Origin of the sequence: Rhodobacter capsulatus (assembly GCF_052363175.1) — a bacterium.
GTDB classification, from domain to species: Bacteria; Pseudomonadota; Alphaproteobacteria; order Rhodobacterales; family Rhodobacteraceae; genus Rhodobacter; species Rhodobacter capsulatus_D.
In genome coordinates this window covers 859,851-875,380 of record NZ_CP198946.1, presented here as the reverse complement: position 1 = coordinate 875,380, position 15,530 = coordinate 859,851, and the positions used below count along the sequence as shown (strand labels likewise).

Sequence of the window (15,530 nt, the reverse complement as noted above, 5' to 3'; positions counted from 1 at the left end):
CCGATTCCGACTTGCACCACTGCGCCCGAAGTGCTTAGTGCAGACGCGTGAGGGGATGGCTTTTGTCCTCCCCCCGGTCAGCTTCCTTCCAGGGTCGGTTCCAGCTGCAGGCGATGCCTGCCGGGTTCGAACCCCGGTCAGACGGGCGCCCAACTCCGGTCCGGCCCAGACCTATCACCCGCAAGGGTCCAACAAACGCAGGCTCATGAGATCCTCCAAGTCCCGTTCGCGCAACAAGTCGAACCGCCAGCGCAGCATCGGCAACATCATCAACCGGGTCTTCGACAGCTCCGGCCCCGAGGGCAAGGTGCGCGGGACGCCGCAGCAAATCATCGAGAAATATCTGGCGCTGGCGCGGGATGCGCAGCTGAGCAACGACCGCGTTGCCGAACAGAACTTCCTGCAGCATGCCGAGCATTACACCCGCATGCTGGGCGAGGCGCAGCGCGAACTTGCCCGCGAACAGGAAGAACGCAACCGCAATTACCAGCAAAACAGCGGCCAGAACGGGCAATCGAACGGCAATGGCCAGAATGGCGGCCAGAACGGAAATGGCAACGGGAACGGCAATGGCTACCGCGAGCGCGCCGAGCGTGAACCGCGCGAGCCGCAGCCCGAAGCCGCCCGCTTCGAGGAAGCCCCGCAGCCCCGTTACGACGGCGCTCCGGTGATGATGCCCGATTTCTTCGCCACTGCCGAAGACGACGGCCCGGGCCTTGTCGAAACGCCCGAGATGCGTCAACCCGAGCCGCCGCGCGCCGAAAAGCGCGTCCATGCGCCGCGCCCGGTCGAGGCCGCGCCTGCCGCCGCCGAAACCGAGGCGCCCGCGGCAGAGGCCGCTCCGGCCCCTACCCCGACGAAAGCCGCCAAATCCGCACCCGCGGGCGATGGCGCGCCGAAGCCGCGCAGCCGCGCCCCGCGCAAGCCGCGCACGGAAAAGCCCAAGGCCGAGGCGCCGCCCGAAGGCTCTGCCGCCGAATGACAAAACCGCGCCTTCGGGCGCGGTTTTCATTTCAGCACCGGGGGCGCAGGGGCTCAACCCGCCGCCACCAGCCGGGCCAGATGGCAGAACTGTTCCAGACTCACCCGCTCGGCCCGCTCGGTGGGGGGAATGCCCGCTTCCTCCAAAAGTGCCTCGATCCGCGGATGCACGCCCTTCAGGCTCGAACGCAGCATCTTGCGACGCTGGTTGAACCCGGCCGCCACCACCCGTTCGAGCACCGCCGGATCGGCCGGATAGCGCGGTTCGGGCAAGGCGGTCAGATGCACGACAGCCGAATGCACCTTCGGCGCCGGGGTAAAGGCCTCGGGCGGCAGGACCATCACGATCTTCGCCTCGGCCCGCCACTGCGCCAGAAGCGCCAGCCGCCCGTAATGATCGGTGCCGGGCTTCGCCACGATCCGCTCGGCCACCTCTTTCTGGAACATCAGCGTCAGGCTTTGCCAAAACGGCGGCCAGACCGCAGGCGTCAGCCAGCGGATCAACAACTCGGTCCCGACGTTATAGGGCAGGTTTGCCGCGATCCGGATCGGCGGGGTCAGATGCGACAGCACATCCACGGCCAAAGCATCGCCATTGATCACCTCAAGCCGCCCCGGATAATGCGCGCCGATCTCGGCCAGCGCGGGCAGACAGCGGCTGTCCTTCTCGACCGCCAGCACGCGCCGCGCCCCCTCGGCCAGCAGACCCCGCGTCAGCCCCCCCGGCCCCGGCCCGACTTCGAGCACGTCACAGCCGCGCAGATCGCCTGCCGCCCGCGCGATCTTCGCGGTCAGGTTGAGGTCGAGCAGAAAGTTCTGCCCCAAAGCCTTCTTCGCCACCAGCTCATGGGTCGCGATCACCTCGCGCAAGGGCGGCAGCCCGTCGATCGCAGCCAAAGCCCGTCCTTCCCTGTTTATCTTGCCTCAAATATCCCGGGGCCGTTCATTGCGGCGCCATTGGTTCAAGCCCAATGGACGGCGGGGCAGAGCCCCCGGCGCGCGTCACAGCCGCGCCGCCCCCATCTTCGCCGCCATCGTCAGCGCCGCGATCAGGCTTTGCGGGCTGGCCTTGCCGGTCCCCGCGATGTCATAGGCCGTGCCATGATCGGGCGAGGTCCGCACGAAGGGCAGCCCCAGCGTCACATTCACCCCGCCATCGAAATCAAGCGTCTTGATCGGGATCAGCGCCTGATCGTGATAGGCGCAGATCGCCGCATCATAGCGCGCCCGCGCGGCCGGGTGGAACATCGTGTCGGGCGGCAAGGGCCCGGTCACCGCCAGCCCCTCGGCACGCAGGCCCTCGACCACATCGGCGATCCAGTCGATTTCCTCGCGCCCCATCGCGCCGCCCTCGCCCGCATGCGGGTTGAGCCCCGCCACCGCAAGCCGCGGATTGGACAGGCCAAAATCGCGCCGCAGCCCCTCGGCGGTCAGTCGCACCGTCTCGCGCAGAAGCGCGGGCGTATAGGCGTCAAGAACGTCGCGCAGCGCGATATGAATCGTTGCCGGCACGACGCGGCAGGGCGGATCGACCCGCTCGGAGGCCAGCATCATCACCACCCGCGCGCCCCCGGCCAGATGCGCCAGATATTCGGTATGCCCCGGAAAGGCGAAGCCCGCCCCGTCCTTCAGCACCTTCTTGTTGATCGGCGCCGTGGTCAGCGCCAGCCCCTCGCCGCGGGTGACCAGATCGACGCCGCGCGCGATCACGTCGATCACCGCCTGCGCATTGGCCAGATCGGGCTGGCCCGGCACCGCCGCCGCAGGGAATTCATGCGGCAACACGCACAGCGCGGACCCGGCATGGGTCATCGCCTGTTCGGGCGTCTCGATTTCGCGGATCGTCGCGCCGCGCGGCAGATGCGCCGGATCGCCCAGAAACACAAAGGGCAACCGCGCCCCGAGCGCCTGTTGCGCCCGCACCGCCAGTTCCGGCCCGACGCCCGATGGATCGCCACAGGTCAGGATCACCGGCCGTTCGAAGACCGCGGCCTCGGTCGCGACCGGGCTCATTTCCGCACGATCACCGCTTCGGCGCGCAGCTGCGCCAGCAGTCGATCCGCCAAGGCCCCCACGCGCGCATTCAGCAGCTTATCCCGCGTCGCCTCTCGCGAGGGGCCGGTTTCGCCTACCGCCGCATTGACGGCGCGGCCCCGGTCGCAGAGCATCACCAGCACATCATTGCCGCCGCGCGGCACCACCTGCATTTCGCCGATATCCATGCGCGGCAGGATCCGCGCGATATCGGCCGGAATCTGCGCAGCCCTTGCGCCATCGACCCGCTCCAGCCGATCGGCTGGCAGCTTGCTGGCCACGGTATAAAGATCGTCACAGCGCTGCGCTTCGGCGTCGGCCTTGGCGTGCCAAGCCGCCGCTTCGGGCGAGCCCGAAGCGCCCAGAAGCAACGTCGCATAGCCCACCGCCTGCGTCTGCGGCGTCAGCGGGCCGCCCTCGTCCAGACCACGCATGAAGAACACCGAGACCGAATTCGGCGTCTGGATCGGCGCCGAAGCATGGCCCGGCGTCATCGACATCACGGTCTGACGCACCTCGGGCGGCAGCGCCGTCACCGGCATCCATTCCAGCCGCCCGCCCTTCGAGGCCGTCGGCGAGGACGACAGCTCTTTCGCCAGCGCGGCGAAATCGGCTTCGGTCTTCGCGGCGGCGGCCTTGCGCGCCTTGGCCATCGTCTCGACATCGCGGCCGGGGAAATTGCGCACGACGATTTCCGACAGCAGCACTTTCGGCGGCTCGGGCTCGGTGCCCTGCGGCGGCGCGATCGCAAGCGCCCGGTCGATCTCGGCATCCGAGACCTTGATCCGGCCGCCGCCATAGGTCGCCTTCACAACCTCGCGCCAGATCATCCCGGCGGCAACGAAATCGCGATAGGTCTGGGGCTCCACCCCGGCCTCGGCCAGCGCCTTGAGGAAATCCTCTGTGCTCAGATTGGCACGGGAGGCGAATTCCGCCATGCCCTTGGTCACCGCATCGCGCGACGGGCTGATGCCAAGGCTGTGCGCTTTCCAGTTCTGCAGCCGGTCGTCGATCAGTGCATTCTCGGCCAGTTTGCGCACATCGCCCTTGGCGCCCAGAAGCTCCATGAACCGGGCGCGCTGCGCGATCTCGTAGCCCGTGATCGCCAACCCGTTGACGGTGATCACCGGAGAAAAACCGCCCGCGGATTGCGCCTGAACCGGGGCCATGGCGCCAAAGGCAAGCCCGGCCACCAGAGCCCAGCCAAGAACCGAGGGAAAATGCCGCATCATTCGTTCCGTCATCCGTTCGTCGTTCCTTTGCGCGGGCCTGCGCCCGACCGGACCCGGTCTCAGCGTCGGCAGACCCGCTCGGCCCGGTTGTCACCCGATCCGGCGCCGAAGCCCGCAAGCGAGATCGACAAGCCGAAGTCGGTTTCGGGCTCCACACTAGTGGAGGACGTGAACCGGCGCGAGAGGGAAAGATCGACGGTGACGCATTCGTTTGAATATTGCAGACCCAGCGCCGCCTTGGCGGCCCGGTCGGCAATCAGGTCATAGCGGGTGTCGAAACTGCTCGACCAGCCGCGGCGCAGCTTCCAGTCGGATTCGAACAGCAATTCCGAGGTTTTCGGGATCGCCTCGGTTTCGAGCATCCACAGATAACCCGCCGCGACCTTGGCCCGATCGCCCAGATAGGCCAGGCGCAATTCGTCGCGATCAAAGCTCAGGTCATTCGCGACCAGCGCCCGGTTCGACAGCACAAGCCCGCCCGCCGTGCTCAGATGCGTGGCCAGAAGCCAGTCCGAGGTGGTGCCCGAAAGCCCCGAGCCTTCGGCGAAATCTTCGATATCATCGAGCCGGAACACCCGCCCCGCCGTCAGCCCGAGCGACCAGCCCGAGGCGTCATGCCGCGTCCAGCTCAGGCCAAGGTTCGCCCGCGTGCCGCGTTCGCGCACGTCGCCGCCGGGGTAGCGCGAGAAATCGAACAGGTTACCCTCGTCGAATTCGGTCAGAAGGCTGTCTTCGTCGGGCAGGTATTTGCTGCTCTTGCCGCTCCAGATGATCTGCGCCACCGGCTCGATCACCTGCGCCGCGCGGCCTTCGCTTTTCACCCAGGGCCAGCGCAGTTCAAGACCAATCGAGGGCAGCGCCCGCAGCGTCTCGCCCGCGTAATCCTCATCCTGCCGGACCGCCGTCGCATCGATGGCGAGCTCGCCTTCAAGCGCCGCCAGCACACCGCCGCCCAAAAGCCAGTTGCGCCGCCAGTCGGCGACACCCGAGAGCCGGGTCATGTCGCGCCCGTCGGCGGCGTCATCCGCATCGGCCCCGTCCAGCGACGAATTCGACGCGCGCCAATGCGAATGCAGGCTGCCTTCGAAACTGAGCTCGCCACCGATCAGACCGGGCCGGATCACCTTGGTCCAGCTCGCATCGGCCGATTGCATCGGCTCGGTGGTGTTGCTTTCATCTTCCCGCAGCGAATGGGTGTTGCCGATCTTCGCTTCGATCAGCTCGTCGCGGCGCACCCGTTCGAGCGTCACCCCCGACCAGAGCCGGTCATCCTCGGTGATGTCGTAATTGAGCAGGTAAGACGGGTCCGAGACCATCCGCAGCTGCACGCCAAGCGTGAAATCCGCGGGCAGCGTGAAGCGGCCGGTGCCGAAGACATAGCCGCGGGTCTCACCCTCGCGGATCGAGTCGCGGCTGAGTGCGCCTTCGACCTCGATCGTGCCGCTATCCAGCGCCTGCCGATACCGCAGCCCGAGCGTGCGGGTGTAATTCGCCGACAGATAGGGCGTCACCGTCAGATCGGCCGAGGGGCCGAAGGTCAGGAAATACGGCACCTTGAGCCCTGGCCCGAGCAGCGAGGTGGTGCGCAGCGACGGCCGCAGCACGCCTGACATCCGCTCGACGGTGGGGTCCGGCATCCGCAGATGCGGCAGCCAGATCAGCGGCACGCCCATCGCCCGGAACTGGGCGCTTTCAAACAGAAGCTGGCGGGTCGTGGTGTCATGGGTGATGGTGCGGGCACGGATCTCCCACAGCGGTTCAGGATCGGTGATGCAGACCCGGCAGGACGAGGCCACGACCTCGTGCATCACCGTGCGGGTGCCGTCCTGCCGTTCGATCCGGTTCGCCGCCAGCTGCAACTCGCGCGAGAGCACCATCCGCGCGCCGGTCAGCACGCCGTTTTGTAGATCGCGGCTCAGCTCGGCTGCATCGGCCAGGATCACCGAGCCGGTTGCGCCCGGCTCGACCATGCGGATCGGGCCGTCGATCGTCAGCCGATCGCTGGCCTTGTCATAGAGGATGCGCGAGGCGGTCAGCCGGTGTTCGTGCCAATAGACCTCGACATTGCCCTCGGCGATCAGCCGGTTCGAGCCGGTGACCTCGATCCGGTCGGCAAGCAGCGTCGCGGCATCGGAATAAAGCTGCGGCGCCGCGGTCTCGGGCGCGGCGGGAACAGGAAGGACGGGTTCCTGCGCCAACACGGGTCCGGCGAGGATCAGCGCCAGCGCGGTGCTCAGAGCCCAGTGCCGCAAGCTGCGGTTGCGCATCATCCTTCCTCCTGCTGCAACACCAGCGTCAGCGCGAGCATCAGGGCTACAACCGGGGGCGCCCAGGCCGCCAGCGCGGCGGGGATCTGCCCGTTGTCTCCCAGAACCTGCGCAATGTTGCGCAGGAAGAAGAGCGCAAGTCCAGCCAGAAGCGCCAGCATCACCCGCCCGCCGGTGCCACCGAAGCGCGCGGGCCGCATGGTGAAGCCCGCCGCCACCAGCACCATCGCCGCCAGCATCAGCGGTTGCGCCAGTTCGACCTGCAGCCAGACGATATGTCGGCGCGCGGAAAAGCCCGCGGCTTCCAAGGCGCGGATGAAGCCCGGCAATTCCCAGATCGGCATCGCCGAGGGCGCGCCGAAACTGTCGGCGATGCTCTCGGCCGTCAGCGTCGAGGGCAGCGAGATCGTCTGCGCGCGGGTCGCGTCGCGCTCGGGGTTGGTGGAGCGGCCCAGCGGCCAGTCCTTGGCATCGGACAGAACCCAGGACCCGGGCGTGAGCCAGGCCGAGGCCGCATCGATGCGCCGGACCGGACCGGCCTTCGCGTCAAACAGCAGAAAGGTCACGTCATAAAGCGCCGTCGCCTCGGCATTGCCGCGCATCGCATGGATGACGGCCTGCCCGCCATCCGCGGTGCCCTGCCGCATCCACAGCCCCTCGCGGCCGATCGAGACGGTCTGACGGCCCTCGGCGCGCAGCTGGCCCTCGATTTCTTCGGCGCGCTTGCTGGTCGCGGAAACGATCGGATTGCCGACTGCGACCAACAGAATGCCGATCAGCAGGGCCACAGTCACCGGCGCCATCAGCATCCGCAAGGCCGAGCGCCCGGCTGCCCGGATCACCACGAGCTCGGAGGACCGCGCCAGAGCCAGAAAGGCAACGACAGCCGAGAGCATCACGACGAGCGGAAAGATCGTGTAGAGCGTCGAGGGCACCGACAGCGCCGCCAGCCGCGCCGCATCGGTCAGCGCCCCGCGGGCGGCATCAAGGCGGCGGATCTTCTCCACCATCTCGATCAGGAACAGCACGCCCCAGAAGGCCCCGGCCACGATCAGGAACGCCTGCCCGAAGCGCCGCGCGATATAAAGCGAAAGCGTCATGCCGCCCCCTCCGCCCCGAAGACGGGGGGTGACTTGCGCCGCCGCCCGGCCCAGCTCAGCGCCAGCGACACAAGGATCAGCCCGATCAGCGCAGGCATGTAATGCAGCGCCCAAAGCTCGGGATCGGCGCGCGTCATCGAGGTGGCGACGTTCGACAGCGAATGCAGACCGATCAGCGCCAGCACCGCCAGCACCATCTGCCGCCAAAGCCCGAGCCGCGAGAAACTGCCCAGCATCATCGCCGCCACCGCCAACAGGGCCGAGACCGGCGCCATCAGCGGCTGGGCGAGCCGGTCGTTCAGCTCGAGATGCGCCGCCGTTACCGTCGAACCGGTCGCCGCCAGCAATTCGGGCGTGGGCGCGATCAGATCGCGGCTCGGCACCTCTTCCCAGTCGATGCGCCCGCGCACCTTCGCCCCGATCGCGCCGCCCAGATCATAGGTGAAATCGGAAAACCGCGTCAGCGCCAGCGAGGTGTCGGATTTGCGCAGGGTCTGCGCCGTGCCGTCGAACATCACCAGCTTCGGCCCGGCCTCCGAGGGCACGATCAGCGCCTTTTCGGCGGTATAGATCGTCTCGGTCGAGGCGGAGCGCGCATCAAACAGGAAGATGTCCAAAAGCTCGCCCTGATCCGAAATCTCGCGGATGTAGACGGTGATGCCCTCGGTGGGGGATTGGAAGCTGCCCTCGGTCAGGAAGCGCGCGGTGACATCTTGCGACACCTGTTGCTGCCGCTCGGCCAGCCTTGCGCGCGAGGCGGGGACGAGTTCATGAACCAAAACGAGCATCAGCGCCGCCACGAGCAGCCCGAAAACCGCCACCGGCCGCGCCAGCCGCCAAGGGCTTGCCCCTGCCGCCTGCATCACAACGAGTTCGGATTCGCCCGAAAGCCGGTTGATCGCGTAAAGCACCGCCGCAAACGCCGCAACCGGCAGAACGAGCGCGATCACGTTGGGCAGCGTCAGCGCGGTGAATTCCAGCACCACCCAGGCGGTCTGACCGTCGCCGATCAGCTTGTCGAACAGAAGCACCGCCCGGTTCACCCAATAGACCGAGACGAGCACCAGCGCGAAGAATCCGAAGATCGCCATCAACTGGGACAGGAGATATCGGTCCAGGCGTTTCAAATTCGGATCTCTCCCGCGGGGTTTGCCCCTCTCTAGCGCGGGAAATGGGCCGCGAAAAGCCCGAAGACCCGGGGTCGTGCAGCTTCCCGCCCATCATCGGCGCGGCTATACAAGCGCGGTTTCGCCGCATAGGCTCGCGCAGAACCAACCACTCGCAGGGACTGCCATGATCCACCCCGTTGCCCTTCGTTTCACCGCCACCGATGCCGAAGCCCTGGCCCCCCGCGAGGGCCGTCTGGCGCTGATCGTGCCGCCCGAGGGCAAGCTGGGCCTGATGGGGCGCAAGCTTGACCGGCTGACACGGGGCGCGGTGACGCGGGCGCTGGCCTCGGAGGGCTGGGGCAAGCTGGCGGTCGGCGATTCGCTCGAACTCGGCTTTCCGGGCGGGCTCGCCTGCGAGGCGCTGGCACTGGTGAAACTGGCCCGTCGCGCCACCGTGGCCGAGGCGCGCAAGGCGGGCGCGACCGTCGCCAAGGGGTTGAACGAGAAAGGCGCGCTGGTGATCGCCGAGGCGCATCCGCGCGCGGCCGACATTTCCTTTGGCCTTGCGCTGCGGGCCTATCGCTTCGATTACCTGAGCGAGCCGAAGAAACCCTTCGGCCCGGTCGAGATGATGGTGGCCTCGCCCGAAACCGTCGCCGCCGAGGCCGCGCCGCATGCTGCGCTGGCCGAGGGTGTCTTCTTCACCCGCGATCTGGTGAACGAGCCCGCCAATATCCTGACCACCGATGATTTCGCCGCGCGGCTGGCCGCGATGCACGAGCTTGGCCTCGAGGTTGAGATCCTTGACGAGGACGAGTTGGAGAAACTGGGCTTCCGCGCGCTGCTTGCCGTGGGGCAAGGCTCGGAAAGCCCGTCGAAGGTCGTGGTGATGCGCTGGCAAGGCGGCGAGGCCGATGCGGCGCCGCTCGCGCTGGTCGGCAAGGGCGTCTGCTTCGACACCGGCGGGATTTCGATCAAGCCCGCGGCGGGCATGGAAGAAATGACGATGGACATGGGCGGCGCCGCCGTCGTCGCGGGTGTGATGCGCACGCTGGCGCTGCGCAAGGCCCGCGCCAATGTCGTCGGTCTGGTCGGTCTCGTTGAAAACATGCCCGACGGGCGGGCGCAGCGTCCGGGCGACATCGTGAAAAGCCTCAAGGGCGACACGATCGAGGTGCTGAACACCGATGCCGAGGGCCGGATGGTTCTGGCCGATGTGCTCTGGTATGCGCAGGAGCGCTTCGCCCCCGCCGCGGTGATCGATCTGGCGACGCTGACCGGGGCGATCATCGTCGCACTTGGCCATGAGCACGCGGGCATCTTCACCAATGACGACAAGCTCTCGGGCGATCTGCTGAGTGCCGCCAAGGCCGAGGGCGAAGGCGCCTGGCCGATGCCGCTGACCCCCGCCTATGATCCGCTGATCAAGTCGCGTCTGGCCGATATCAAGAACACCGGCGGGCGCTGGGGCGGCTCGATCACCGCGGCGGCGTTCCTCAAGCGCTTCATCAAGGCCGACATGCCCTGGTGTCACATCGATATCGCGGGCGTCGCCCTGCCGCCCGGCGAAACCGCGCTGGCGCCGAAAGGCGCGACCGGCTGGGGGGTGATGACGCTTGATCGGCTGATCCGCAGCCGGTTCGAGGCCTGACCCGAGATGCCCGCGCTGTTCTATCATGTCACCCAATCGCCGGTGGAGGGGGTGGTCGAAACGCTGCTCACCCGCGCGCTGGCGCAGGGCTGGCGGGTGGAATTGCGCGGGGTTTCGCCCGAACGGATGGACTGGCTTGACCAGAAGCTCTGGCTCGGCCCCGAGGAAGAGTTCCTGCCGCATGGCCTTGCTGGCGGGCCGCATGATGCGTTGCAACCCGTGCTTCTGACCACCTCGCCGCGCCCCGAGGGGCGGCAGGCGGTGATGACGCTTGATGGCGCCGAGGTCACGCCCACCGAGGTGGCAGCCGCCGAGCGGGTCTGGATCCTGTTTGATGGCCGCGACGAGACCGCGGTCGCGCGCGCTCGCGACCAATGGAAGGCGCTGACCGGGGCGGGCACCTCGGCGCAATACTGGAGCGAGGAAAGCGGGCGCTGGCAGAAGAAGGCCGAAAAGTAGCCCCTCCGCGTTTCCCAAAACCCACTTTTTGCTTGCAGCTTTGGCGCGAGGCTTTATGGTCCCGGCCCACCTCGGGGTGCTCCGTCAGGGGCTGAGATGCGTCATCGCAAACCCGTTGAACCTGAACCGGTTAAGACCGGCGGAGGGAAGGTATCCGGGCACTCTCCCGGCCTGACCCCGCCCGTCAAGCCATTGGAGAGAAGAATGAAAACTGCTCTGATGCTGGCGGGTTGCGTGATTGCTGCAACCCCTGCCCTGGCCGAGGACAAACCCGTTCTCACCGTCTATGCGCCCGAATATTTCACCTCCGAATGGGGCCCCGGCCCCGCGATCGAAAAGGGCTTCGAGGCCGAGTGCGGCTGCGATCTGCGCTTCGTCGCGGGCGATGTGCTGCCGCGGCTCCTGCTCGAAGGCGAGAAGACCGAGGCCGATGTGGCGATCGGGCTCAATACCGATGTCACCGCCCGCGCCCGCGCGACCGGGCTGTTCGCGCCGCATCACGAGGATCTGTCGCGGCTGACGCTGCCGATCACCTGGGCCGACGAGACCTTCCTGCCCTTCGACTGGTCCGAGGTCGCCTTTGTCTATGACAAGACGAAGCTCACCACTCCGCCGAAATCCTTTGCCGAGCTGCTCGACGCGCCCGAGGGGGCGTTCAAGATCGCCATCGAAGATCCCCGCTCTTCGACAGCCGGTCTGGCGCTGCTCTTGTGGGTCAAGCACATCTATGGCGACAAGGCCGGCGAGGCCTGGGCGAAGCTTGCGCCCAAGGTGCTGACCGTGACGCAGGACTGGTCCGAAGCTTACGGACTTTTCACCGAGGGCGAGGCCGACATGGTGCTGAGCTTCACCACCTCGCCCGCCTATCACCGCATCGCGGAAAACGACGACACCAAGGCGGCGGCGATCTTCCCCGAGGGGCATTATTTCTACACCGAACTGGCCGGTCAGCTGAAGACCTCGGACCAGCCGGAACTGGCGCAGAAATTCATGGATTACATCCTGTCGGATGCCTTCCAGGGCATGATCGCGACGGCGAACTGGTCCTTCCCGGTGATCGAGAAACCCGGCTTCCTGCCCGAGGGCTTCGCCACCCTGCCCCGCCCCGCGAAAACCTTCTTCTACACCGAGACAGAGGCCGAAGCCCTGCGCGAGCCCGCGCTTGAAGAATGGCGCGCGAACTTCGGCAAATGATCCCGGCGGCATCGGCGGCGGTCCTTGTGGCCGCGCTGGTGCTGGCCCCCCTTGGCGCGGTGATGCTCCGCGCCGGGGGGCTGTCGCATCTTGGCGCCTCGGATCTAGAGGCGCTGCGCTTCACGCTCTGGCAGGCCTCGCTTTCGGCCGCGTTTTCCTGCCTGCTCGCCATCCCCTTGGCCCGCGCACTGCACCGACGCCGCTTTCCGGGCCGCAGCCTGTTCATCGCCGCCCTTGGGGCCCCGTTCCTGTTGCCAACTCTCGTCGCGGTGATGGGCCTTTTGGCCATCTTCGGTCGCCGCGGCCTGCTGAATGGCGCGCTCGATGCGCTCGGCCTGCCCGGCGTGTCGATCTACGGGCCCTGGGGGGTGGTGCTCGGCCATCTGTTCCTGAACCTGCCCTTGGCGACGCGGATGGTGCTGCACGGCTGGCAGGCGATCCCGGCCGAGCGCGTCCGTCTGGCCCTCTCCCTCGGCCTTGGCCCGGCGGAAATCGCCCGGCATCTGGAGGCGCGGATGCTGCGCGCCGTCCTGCCCGGCGCGTTTCTGGCGATTTTCCTTGTCTGCCTTTCGTCCTTCGCCGTCGTACTGACGCTCGGCGGCGGTCCCCGCGCCTCGACGCTCGAGGTGGCGATCTATCAGGCCTTCCGCTTCGACGCCGATCTGGGCCGGGCGGCGGCGCTTTCGGCGGTGCAGGTGGTGCTGGCGCTGGCGGCCCTTGGCATCGCCTCGCGGCTGACGCTGCCACCGGGCTTCGGCGCGGGGCTGGACCGGGCGCTGCCAGTGCAACTGGCGCCAAAGCTGCGGCATCGGCTGAGCGATGCGCTGATCCTGACCGCGGCTGCGGGCTTTCTGCTTTCCCCGCTGGCTGCCATCGCCTTGCGCGGCCTGCCTGCGCTGACGCATCTGCCCGGACAGGTCTGGCAGGCGGCCGTCACCTCGGTCTGGCTCGCCATCGGCGCCGCGGCGCTGACGATGGCGCTGGCCCTGCCGCTCGCGCTTGCCGCACCGCGCCGGATCTGGGCCGAGCCCGCGGCGATGCTGCCGATGGCAGCCTCGTCGCTCGTTCTTGGCACCGGGCTTTTCCTGATCGCGCAGCCCTTCGTCGCGCCGACCGCGCTCGCCCTGCCGGTGACGCTGCTCACCAACGCAGCCCTCAGCCTGCCTTTCGCGCTGCGCCTGCTTCTGCCCGAGGTCCGCGCGCTGCAAGCCGATTACGACCGGCTGGCCGAAAGCCTGAACCTGCAGGGCCTTGCCCGGCTGCGGCTTCTGACCCTGCCCCGCCTTGCCCGCCCGACGGGCTTTGCCGCGGGCATCGCCGCCGCCTTTTCGATGGGCGATCTGGGCGCGATCACGCTCTTTTCCGATGGTCGCAGCCAGACCCTGCCGCTTGCCGTCTATCAGCTGATGGGCAGCTACCGGATGGATCAGGCCGCGGGCGCCGCCTGCCTGCTGATGGCGCTGACCTTCGCCCTTTATGCCGCCTGTGATCGGATCGGAGCCCATGCTGACCCTCGATAAGATCCTGATCGATCAGGACGATTTTCGCCTTGGTGCCGATTTCACGATCCCTGAAGGGGACCGGGCGGCGCTTTTGGGCCCTTCGGGCGCGGGGAAATCGACGCTGCTCGCGACGCTCTCGGGCTTTCTGGCGCCGAGGTCCGGACGGATCTTCTGGCGCGGGGCCGACCTCACCGATCTGCCACCGGGGGAACGGCCGCTGTCGATCCTGTTTCAGGATCAGAACTTGTTTCCGCATCTGAGCGTGGCGCAGAACCTTGGTCTTGGAATTTCGCCGAGACTGCGGCTCGCCCGTGCCGATCACGCGAAGATCGCGGCCGCGCTCGATCGTGTCGGACTGGCCGGGCTCAAGGACCGCCGCCCCGCGACGCTGTCGGGCGGGCAGCAAAGCCGGGTGGCGCTGGCGCGGTGCCTGTTGCGAGCGAAGCCGCTTTTGCTGCTTGACGAGCCCTTCGCGGCGCTGGGTCCGGCGCTCAAATCCGACATGCTGGCGCTGGTGGCCGAGATCGCCGCCGAACAGCGCGCCACCGTGCTGATGGTCAGCCACGATCCCGCCGATGCGATCGCACTTTGCCCGCAAACCGTGCTGGTGGCCGAGGGCATCGCGCATCCGCCTGCTGCAACCGCAGGCCTTCTGGCCGATCCGCCCCCCGCCCTTGCCGCTTACTTGGGCAAGTGACGCAAAAAGCTGCCCGATCACTGCAACTTGGGTTCTCATCCGCGTTTCGGGCCTGTATAGGAAGGGCGAAATTCGCGGCCCTGCCGCATCTGCCGGATGGAAGAACATGCTCACCAAATATGCCCTTCTTGCCCTTGCAGCGCTTTCACTGACCGCCTGCGGCCCTTCGCCCGAAGAAGAAGCCGCCGACGAGGCCGTGCCGGTGCCGCACATGACGCAGCCGGTGTTCCAGACCGGCGTGCTGGAAAACCGTTCGCCCGACACCTGCCACGCGGCGCAATATGCCTCGGCGCTGGGTCAGCCCTCGTCGATCATTCCGACGCTCGGCATCGCCGATCCGATCAACGTGATCGAATGGCGGGGCATCGAGCCGCAAGAATACAACTCGCACCGCGTGGTGTTCCGGCTCGACCCGAAAGGCAACATCTTCAACATCGACTGCGGTTGAGCCGATGCGGGCCACCGCCTTTGCCCGGCTTGCCACCGGGCTGTCGCTGCTCAGCCTGACTTCGGGCTGCTTTATGGTCGTCCCGGTGCCGCTTGGCCAAACCACTGTGCGCCCGGCGGTACCGGAAGCCACGGCTTCCGATCATTGCGGAGCCGCGGGTCTGCGAGGCTTGGTGGGGCAGCCGGAAACCGCGCTCAAGGGCATGAGATTGCCGAAATCGACGCGGGTTCTGCATCCGGGTCAGGCGGTCACGATGGATTACAGCGAGACCCGGCTGAATGTGCTGATCGACAGCAAAGGGCTGATTTCAACGCTGCATTGCGGCTGATATCGCCCGATCACAGCAACCGAAGGGGGCCGGTGGCCCCCTTTTTCATTGCATCTTGAAGCGGCCGTGGCAGTCCTTGCAGGCCGCCAGAACCGGATCCAGCGTCCCGGCCAGCGCGCCCTGATCCGATCCGTCCAGAGCCGCAACGGTCTTCACCAGTTTCGCGGTCTTTTGCCGGAATTCGGCAGGCGAGGCCCAGATCTCGGGCAGCGCCTGCGAGGCCGGATCATCCGCTTTCGGACGAAAGGCCGGGGCCACCGCATCGGCCCCCTGTTGCAGCGCGGCGATCGCCGCGCTGACCTTGTCCGCATCGAAGGGTTGCGCCCCCGCGGCGGTCTCGCCCAGCAGTTTCATCTGCGCCTTGAGGCCCTGCATCAGCTCAACCCGGGCCCTGACCTCCGGGTTGTTGATGGTTTCGGTGGCGTAGACGATGCCACCGACCAGAGCCAAGGCGACAGTGAGGCCAATGTGAATGGCCACATACAGTCGTCTTTTGAATTGCATGAAGTTCTCCCTCTTCATGGCGCC

General features: G+C 67.3%; 15 protein-coding genes and 1 riboswitch. Of the genes, 8 read left to right on the top strand and 7 right to left on the bottom strand.

Features of this window, described 5'->3' with window-relative positions; all coding sequences use genetic code 11:
* Positions 1 to 205: 205 nt before the first annotated feature.
* Positions 206 to 982, top strand: coding sequence for a DUF4167 domain-containing protein (locus tag ACTTAI_RS05075; protein ID WP_444454722.1), 777 nt, complete (start codon positions 206 to 208; stop codon positions 980 to 982).
* A gap of 53 nt (positions 983 to 1,035) precedes the next feature.
* On the opposite strand, the gene rsmA is transcribed toward ACTTAI_RS05075, so the two are convergent.
* The 6 genes from rsmA to lptF all read right to left on the bottom strand — a co-directional run bounded on the left by rsmA (position 1,036) and on the right by lptF (position 8,741).
* The gene (gene rsmA / locus ACTTAI_RS05070) at positions 1,036 to 1,878 is read right to left on the bottom strand and encodes a 16S rRNA (adenine(1518)-N(6)/adenine(1519)-N(6))-dimethyltransferase RsmA (RefSeq protein WP_444454721.1); all 843 of its coding nucleotides are present in this window, start codon (positions 1,876 to 1,878) and stop codon (positions 1,036 to 1,038) included.
* A 105-nt stretch (positions 1,879 to 1,983) separates the two neighbouring features.
* The gene (gene pdxA / locus ACTTAI_RS05065; protein ID WP_444454720.1) at positions 1,984 to 2,994 is read right to left on the bottom strand and encodes a 4-hydroxythreonine-4-phosphate dehydrogenase PdxA; all 1,011 of its coding nucleotides are present in this window, start codon (positions 2,992 to 2,994) and stop codon (positions 1,984 to 1,986) included.
* A complete protein-coding gene (locus ACTTAI_RS05060) occupies positions 2,991 to 4,259 on the bottom strand; it encodes a peptidylprolyl isomerase (RefSeq protein WP_444454719.1) in 1,269 nt (422 codons plus the stop codon). Before ACTTAI_RS05060 ends, pdxA begins: the two co-directional genes overlap by 4 nt.
* A 47-nt stretch (positions 4,260 to 4,306) precedes the next feature.
* The gene (locus ACTTAI_RS05055; protein WP_444454718.1) at positions 4,307 to 6,517 is read right to left on the bottom strand and encodes an LPS-assembly protein LptD; all 2,211 of its coding nucleotides are present in this window, start codon (positions 6,515 to 6,517) and stop codon (positions 4,307 to 4,309) included.
* The gene (gene lptG, locus ACTTAI_RS05050; protein ID WP_444454717.1) at positions 6,514 to 7,614 is read right to left on the bottom strand and encodes an LPS export ABC transporter permease LptG; all 1,101 of its coding nucleotides are present in this window, start codon (positions 7,612 to 7,614) and stop codon (positions 6,514 to 6,516) included. The genes ACTTAI_RS05055 and lptG overlap by 4 nt, the downstream gene beginning before the upstream one ends.
* Positions 7,611 to 8,741: an LPS export ABC transporter permease LptF gene (gene lptF, locus ACTTAI_RS05045; protein WP_444454716.1), complete on the bottom strand. Its 1,131-nt coding sequence runs from the start codon at positions 8,739 to 8,741 to the stop codon at positions 7,611 to 7,613. The genes lptG and lptF overlap by 4 nt, the downstream gene beginning before the upstream one ends.
* A gap of 166 nt (positions 8,742 to 8,907) precedes the next feature.
* Here lptF and ACTTAI_RS05040 point away from each other — a divergent pair, with 166 nt between their 5' ends.
* From ACTTAI_RS05040 to ACTTAI_RS05010, 7 genes are all read left to right on the top strand, one after another.
* Positions 8,908 to 10,374: a leucyl aminopeptidase gene (locus ACTTAI_RS05040; RefSeq protein ID WP_444454715.1), complete on the top strand. Its 1,467-nt coding sequence runs from the start codon at positions 8,908 to 8,910 to the stop codon at positions 10,372 to 10,374.
* 6 nt (positions 10,375 to 10,380) lie between these two features.
* Positions 10,381 to 10,833, top strand: a complete 453-nt coding sequence (locus ACTTAI_RS05035) for a DNA polymerase III subunit chi (protein ID WP_444454714.1) — start codon at positions 10,381 to 10,383, stop codon at positions 10,831 to 10,833.
* A 62-nt stretch (positions 10,834 to 10,895) separates the two neighbouring features.
* Positions 10,896 to 10,998: riboswitch (TPP riboswitch) on the top strand.
* 39 nt (positions 10,999 to 11,037) lie between these two features.
* Positions 11,038 to 12,027, top strand: coding sequence for a thiamine ABC transporter substrate binding subunit (gene thiB / locus ACTTAI_RS05030; protein ID WP_444454713.1), 990 nt, complete (start codon positions 11,038 to 11,040; stop codon positions 12,025 to 12,027).
* Positions 12,003 to 13,547, top strand: a complete 1,545-nt coding sequence (locus ACTTAI_RS05025; RefSeq protein WP_444454712.1) for a thiamine/thiamine pyrophosphate ABC transporter permease ThiP — start codon at positions 12,003 to 12,005, stop codon at positions 13,545 to 13,547. The genes thiB and ACTTAI_RS05025 overlap by 25 nt, the downstream gene beginning before the upstream one ends.
* Complete coding sequence (locus tag ACTTAI_RS05020) at positions 13,531 to 14,226, top strand: thiamine ABC transporter ATP-binding protein (protein WP_444454711.1); 696 nt, start codon at positions 13,531 to 13,533, stop codon at positions 14,224 to 14,226. Before ACTTAI_RS05025 ends, ACTTAI_RS05020 begins: the two co-directional genes overlap by 17 nt.
* 106 nt (positions 14,227 to 14,332) lie before the next feature.
* Positions 14,333 to 14,674, top strand: coding sequence for a hypothetical protein (locus ACTTAI_RS05015; RefSeq protein ID WP_444454710.1), 342 nt, complete (start codon positions 14,333 to 14,335; stop codon positions 14,672 to 14,674).
* A 4-nt stretch (positions 14,675 to 14,678) separates the two neighbouring features.
* Positions 14,679 to 15,002: an I78 family peptidase inhibitor gene (locus tag ACTTAI_RS05010; RefSeq protein ID WP_444454709.1), complete on the top strand. Its 324-nt coding sequence runs from the start codon at positions 14,679 to 14,681 to the stop codon at positions 15,000 to 15,002.
* 45 nt (positions 15,003 to 15,047) lie between these two features.
* Here ACTTAI_RS05010 and ACTTAI_RS05005 read toward each other — a convergent pair whose 3' ends face one another.
* Positions 15,048 to 15,506, bottom strand: coding sequence for a c-type cytochrome (locus ACTTAI_RS05005; protein WP_444454708.1), 459 nt, complete (start codon positions 15,504 to 15,506; stop codon positions 15,048 to 15,050).
* Between the last annotated feature and the right edge of the window lie 24 nt (positions 15,507 to 15,530).

Bases quoted from the DNA above. Each gene is read 5' to 3' on its own strand.
- thiB (WP_444454713.1), top strand. From the start codon at position 11,038: ATGAAAACTGCTCTGATGCTGGCGGGTTGCGTGATTGCTGCAACCCCT.
- ACTTAI_RS05060 (WP_444454719.1), bottom strand. From the start codon at position 4,259: ATGACGGAACGAATGATGCGGCATTTTCCCTCGGTTCTTGGCTGGGCT.
- ACTTAI_RS05005 (WP_444454708.1), bottom strand. From the start codon at position 15,506: ATGCAATTCAAAAGACGACTGTATGTGGCCATTCACATTGGCCTCACT.
- pdxA (WP_444454720.1), bottom strand. From the start codon at position 2,994: ATGAGCCCGGTCGCGACCGAGGCCGCGGTCTTCGAACGGCCGGTGATC.
- ACTTAI_RS05035 (WP_444454714.1), top strand. From the start codon at position 10,381: ATGCCCGCGCTGTTCTATCATGTCACCCAATCGCCGGTGGAGGGGGTG.
- ACTTAI_RS05055 (WP_444454718.1), bottom strand. From the start codon at position 6,517: ATGATGCGCAACCGCAGCTTGCGGCACTGGGCTCTGAGCACCGCGCTG.
- ACTTAI_RS05010 (WP_444454709.1), top strand. From the start codon at position 14,679: ATGCGGGCCACCGCCTTTGCCCGGCTTGCCACCGGGCTGTCGCTGCTC.
- ACTTAI_RS05025 (WP_444454712.1), top strand. From the start codon at position 12,003: ATGGCGCGCGAACTTCGGCAAATGATCCCGGCGGCATCGGCGGCGGTC.
- ACTTAI_RS05075 (WP_444454722.1), top strand. From the start codon at position 206: ATGAGATCCTCCAAGTCCCGTTCGCGCAACAAGTCGAACCGCCAGCGC.
- lptG (WP_444454717.1), bottom strand. From the start codon at position 7,614: ATGACGCTTTCGCTTTATATCGCGCGGCGCTTCGGGCAGGCGTTCCTG.
- ACTTAI_RS05015 (WP_444454710.1), top strand. From the start codon at position 14,333: ATGCTCACCAAATATGCCCTTCTTGCCCTTGCAGCGCTTTCACTGACC.
- ACTTAI_RS05020 (WP_444454711.1), top strand. From the start codon at position 13,531: ATGCTGACCCTCGATAAGATCCTGATCGATCAGGACGATTTTCGCCTT.
- ACTTAI_RS05040 (WP_444454715.1), top strand. From the start codon at position 8,908: ATGATCCACCCCGTTGCCCTTCGTTTCACCGCCACCGATGCCGAAGCC.